General features: G+C 62.0%; 3 protein-coding genes and 1 rRNA gene. 3 read left to right on the top strand and 1 reads right to left on the bottom strand.

The genetic code is table 11. From position 1 onward, the window contains the following. A partial coding sequence (locus WB528_RS15830; protein ID WP_423889354.1) for an AAA family ATPase occupies positions 1-1,181 on the top strand: 1,181 nt, incomplete at its 5' end. Positions 1,182-1,399: 218 nt separating this feature from the next. After that, on the top strand, positions 1,400-1,816 hold the full coding sequence (locus WB528_RS15835) for a hypothetical protein (RefSeq protein ID WP_423889355.1): 417 nt from the start codon (positions 1,400-1,402) through the stop codon (positions 1,814-1,816). Positions 1,817-1,841: 25 nt separating this feature from the next. On the opposite strand, the gene WB528_RS15840 is transcribed toward WB528_RS15835, so the two are convergent. Continuing rightward, positions 1,842-3,878, bottom strand: coding sequence for a peptidoglycan DD-metalloendopeptidase family protein (locus tag WB528_RS15840; RefSeq protein WP_423889356.1), 2,037 nt, complete (start codon positions 3,876-3,878; stop codon positions 1,842-1,844). 863 nt (positions 3,879-4,741) lie between these two features. Between WB528_RS15840 and WB528_RS15845 the strand changes: the two genes are divergently transcribed. Next, positions 4,742-4,856: ribosomal RNA gene (locus tag WB528_RS15845) — 16S ribosomal RNA — on the top strand; the annotation flags it as partial.

Here is a 4,856-nt window from a genome sequence, read left to right on the forward strand (position 1 = left end):
TCGAACTCGCCAACGCCCAGCGCCGCGGCGAATTCCAGCGCGCGGGCGAACTGGCCTATGGCCGGATTCCCGAGCTTGAGAAGAAGCTCGTCGACATCGAGGCCAACGAGAACGCCGAGATGATGGAGGAGGCGGTCACCGCCAACCACATCGCGCAGGTGGTCTCGCGCTGGACCGGCGTGCCCGTCGACAAGATGCTGGAAGGCGAAAAGGACAAGCTCCTGAAAATGGAGGCGAGCCTCGGCCAGCGCGTGGTCGGCCAGGCCGAAGCGGTGCATGCGGTTGCAACCGCCGTGCGCCGTTCGCGGGCGGGCTTGCAGGATCCGAACCGGCCGATGGGATCGTTCATGTTCCTGGGGCCCACCGGCGTCGGCAAGACCGAACTGACAAAAGCCCTGGCGGAGTATCTCTTCAACGACGAGACCGCGATGGTGCGCCTCGACATGTCCGAATACATGGAGAAGCATTCGGTATCGCGGCTGATCGGCGCGCCTCCCGGCTATGTCGGCTACGACGAGGGCGGGGCGCTCACCGAAGCGGTGCGGCGGCGGCCCTACCAGGTCGTGCTGTTCGACGAGATCGAAAAGGCCCATCCGGATGTCTTCAACGTGCTGTTGCAGGTGCTCGATGACGGCCGCCTGACCGACGGTCAGGGCCGCACCGTCGATTTCCGCAACACGCTGATCATCATGACCTCGAATCTCGGTTCGGAATTCCTGGTCAATCAGCCGGAGGGCGAAGACACATCCGCCGTTCGCGAACTGGTGATGGGCACCGTGCGTGCGCATTTCCGTCCCGAGTTCCTGAACCGCGTCGACGAGATCATCCTGTTCCACCGGCTGCAAAAGAGCGAGATGGGACTGATCGTGGAGATCCAGTTCGGCCGGCTGACGAAGCTCCTGGAGGAGCGCAAGATCACGCTCACGCTGGATGCTGCCGCGCGCGAGTGGCTCGCTGAAAAAGGCTGGGACCCCGCCTATGGGGCGCGCCCGTTGAAGCGGGTGATCCAGCGCAACGTGCAGGATCCGCTCGCCGAGATGATCCTTGCCGGCGAGATTCACGACGGCGATCGCGTGACGATTTCGGCGAAGGGCAACGTGCTGACGTTCGACGGCAAGGCGCGTCAGACCGCCGAGATCGCGCAGTTCGAGACGCCGGTGCCGAAGCGCAAGCTGAACTGAAGCAAGCTGAAACTGAAAAGAACGCCCGGACGCAGCTAACGCGTCCGGGTTTTTTCGTGACGTGATGCCCTGCGCCCTTCGCCGCGAAGCGCCAGCCTACGGATACTCGAACGACTTTCCGATATTTAATGAAACCCCGCGCAAGCTGAGGCCGTTGGTCGATTGGCACGAGGTCTTTTCAGCAGACCCCCAACTCAAACGCAGCAGAGAGCGCGGTCATGAGCAGGGAGTTTGTCGCCCATAACAAGCCCGTATTCGAACAGCTTCATTCACGCATCTATGGCGTAGCCGCCTGCCTTGTCGCGTGGTTCGTGATCAGCGCCTGGGCGCTTTTCGATCGCGGCGGTTACACCAGCCTTTCGCTGGCATTCGTCAGCCTGTTGCTGCTGGGAGCTGTCCTGCTGCTGTGGACGTTGTCCGCCGTCTGGAAAAGGCGCCGGTTGCCGCTGGAACAACCTCATGATCCGCAGCAGATATCGTTGCGCGATTGGGCAGCGGGGGATTTCCAGGTTTGGGGCGCGAGGCTGCACGGCTCGCATGCGGCCATCGACGCATTGTTGCCGTTGGCGGCGGTGGCCTTCGGCCTCACCGCGATCGGCATCGTTTTTGTAGTTGTAAGCGCCTCAGCGTCGTGAGGACGACGACGGGCTTTCCTGGGGATCAGCGGGTGCTGAGCTGCACCGGACCGCCATTGGCGTCGGAAATGCGCGCGCGGCCGGTCATCATCGCATCCAGCCGGTCGCGCTCCTTCTCGAAGTTCGTCAGCATCGGCCCTTCCAGCGAGCGGCCGCGCGGCAACTTAACGCGCATGGGATCGACGAAGCGGCCGTTGACGAGGATTTCATAGTGGACGTGGGCGCCGGTCGATTGTCCGGTCGAACCGACGAAGCCGATGACCTGGCCCTGTCGAACCCGTTTTCCGACTTCCAGGCCCTTGGCGAAGGCTGACATGTGGCCGTAGGCGGTCTCGTAGCCGTTGTTGTGCTTCAGCTTGACGTACTTGCCATAGCCGCCTTCCCAGCCGGCCACTTCGACCACGCCGTTGCCGGAAGCGAAAATCGGCGTGCCATAGGCGGTCGCCCAGTCGACGCCGGTGTGCATCTTGACGTAGCCGAGGATCGGATGGCGTCGGCTGCCGAAGCCGGAGCGCATGATGGCGTTGTTGACGGGTTTGCGGACCAGGAACTTCTTCGCGCTCTTGCCGGTCTCGTCGTAGAAATCGATCACCGCATCGTCGGGGGTCTGGAAGCGGTAGTATTTCTTGGTTTCGCCGCCGAGCGTCAGAGAAGCATACAGCACTTCGGATTTTTCGTTGCTGGCCGGGCTTTCGTCCTCGCCGGCGAAAAAGACGTCGAAGGAGTCGCCGGGCTGCACCTTGCGCTGGAAGTCGACGTCGTAGGAATAGATGCGGATCATGTCCTCGATGACGTTCTGCGGCACCTTGTTGCGCAGCGCGGTCTCGTAAATGCTTTGATAGAGGCGAACCCCGGTCCCATCGTCATCGTCGTCGTCGTTGCTGTTGTTGTCGGCCGTATCGGTGACGGTGTTCATGCTCTGCACGTCGACCGGAACGTATTTGCCGAGATCGGAAAGTGCTGCGACCGCTTCAATGGCAGAATCGTTGGCGACGATGACGCGAGAGGGTTGCAGGCGCTGGCCGGGTCCGGCCGGCGACATCAGGATGCGGACCTTCTCGCCGTCTTTCAGGCCGCCGTCGCGGCCGCGGGCGCCGAGCGTGACGGCGATCGCCCTGATTTCTTCCGCCGTCGCTCCCTGGTCGCGCAGGATCGAGGCGATGGTGTCGCCTTTCTTGACGACGTGGACGCGTTCGCCGGTCGGGTTGCCGCCGGTGATCTGGTCCTTGGTCTTCGGAAGCAAGGTGACGTTTTCAGGCACGACCCGGGTCTCGAAGCCGGCATAGGGGTCGGACACATTGCCTTCGGTCGCGTAGGCCAGTTTGAGGCCGCCCTGTGCGCCGGTGACATCGGCGGCGGCGTTGGCGAGAGAGGCGTATTTGACGCCGCCATTGCTACGCCAGTTAGAAGCGTCGCGTACCCGCAAAAGGATCTCATCGAGCGGGATCACGGCGGCGATCCTGGCCTTGGGCAGGATCGGCGCGAGATCCTTGGTGACGAACGAGACTTCGGCATCGGGTTCGGCAGTGTTTGGATCGTCGGCGGCGGCCGGCGCGCTGGTGCCGACATCGGTCAACAAGCGCTGGACGTTGAAGGGCGGAATCTTGGCGGAGAGATCGCTTGTCGACATCGACAGGTTGCCGGAGATGCGGATGAACGGCCGCACCCGCATCACGTCGCGGTTGCCGACCCGCGTCACCGTCGAAACCCGCACCACATTGCGTGCCGCGGTCGCTTCGCCCGGCGGCGGCAGGCGATCGCTCTTGTGCAGGCTCGCGCCACGGTCGTTGGCGCTGAACGCCCCGCGCAACGCGCCCTCGACCCGCTCCGGAAGCTTGGCGAAGGTCATTTCGCCATCGAGCGACGCAAAAACGGCGCCGCCGATCAGGGCTGCGCCGCACAGACCAGTCAGAATCGTGCCGCTAAACCACTGGACGGAGATACGGCGGCGATCGATCACCGCGGCCTCGGAACCGTCGACCGATAGCGGCGGCTCGTGGCCGAGGTCGATGACCCCGGTATCACGCCCGTATCCGCCCCCGCGTGACGTCCTGTGGTTCAACCCACCATCCCCCCAAATTGCTTCTGCATTCGACGAGACCCTGCGCCGCCTAGGTCGCCCCTTCCGGGAAGGAACGGGAGTGCGACGTACCGCACGGATTTTCGTGACAGGAAGCCAAAAGCGCCGCCGGAATCACGGATGTAAATAGTGTGCAAATCTCTTCGAAGTTGTCGGTCCGCGTGAGCGAGGCGACAGGCTCATGGGTCGTCCTCGCCTTTTCCCTGGTATTTTCACCGCCTCGGCCCCCACTCGCATCAGGCGATTCAGTACCTATGTATGCCAGAACGTCGTAGGATTGTGGCTCAAGTACGGCGTGAAGTCCTGAAAAATCTAGGCTTTCACGCTGTGCAGGATTCTCTGACGCGGTACGACGATTTGTTGACAACAGGCGTTGACAACGCCGATCTGGGCGGCCTATAAACCGCCCACTGAGCGCGGCGCTGCCTTGGTCCTCGGCCAAGGTATGTAATCGTGCCCGTGAAGCTCCTCACTGAGATGAGTGAATCAACAGCCGGTGGCAACCGGTTGTCATTTGTCGTCGAGTGGGGTGTTCGAAAGCTTCCTTGGAAGGTTTCGGATGGGTTGCTCCCGAACAGGGAGAGGGGTTCTCGGACCCCGGGCTGTTTGACAAGTGAAGATGAAGAAAGAGAAACGTGGACGGCGGAGTCCTTGCGGATCTCGGAATGTTTGAAGGCTTCGGCTTTCAGTGTTTCGGGGTCGGACGAAAGACTTCGGCGGTACACGTTTAAAGGTTACACCATCGTTGCCCGCGATGTGAATCGCAGGCATCTGTCAGCTTCGGCTGGCAAAAAATGGTGGGACCTCGTCAAACGTTGTGATCAGCCGGTTTGAAGTTTCAAGTCCAACTTGAGAGTTTGATCCTGGCTCAGAGCGAACGCTGGCGGCAGGCTTAACACATGCAAGTCGAGCGGGCGTAGCAATACGTCAGCGGCAGACGGGTGAGTAACGCGTGGGAAC

Source organism: Bradyrhizobium sp. (assembly GCF_049586575.1).
Lineage (GTDB): Bacteria > Pseudomonadota > Alphaproteobacteria > Rhizobiales > Xanthobacteraceae > Bradyrhizobium.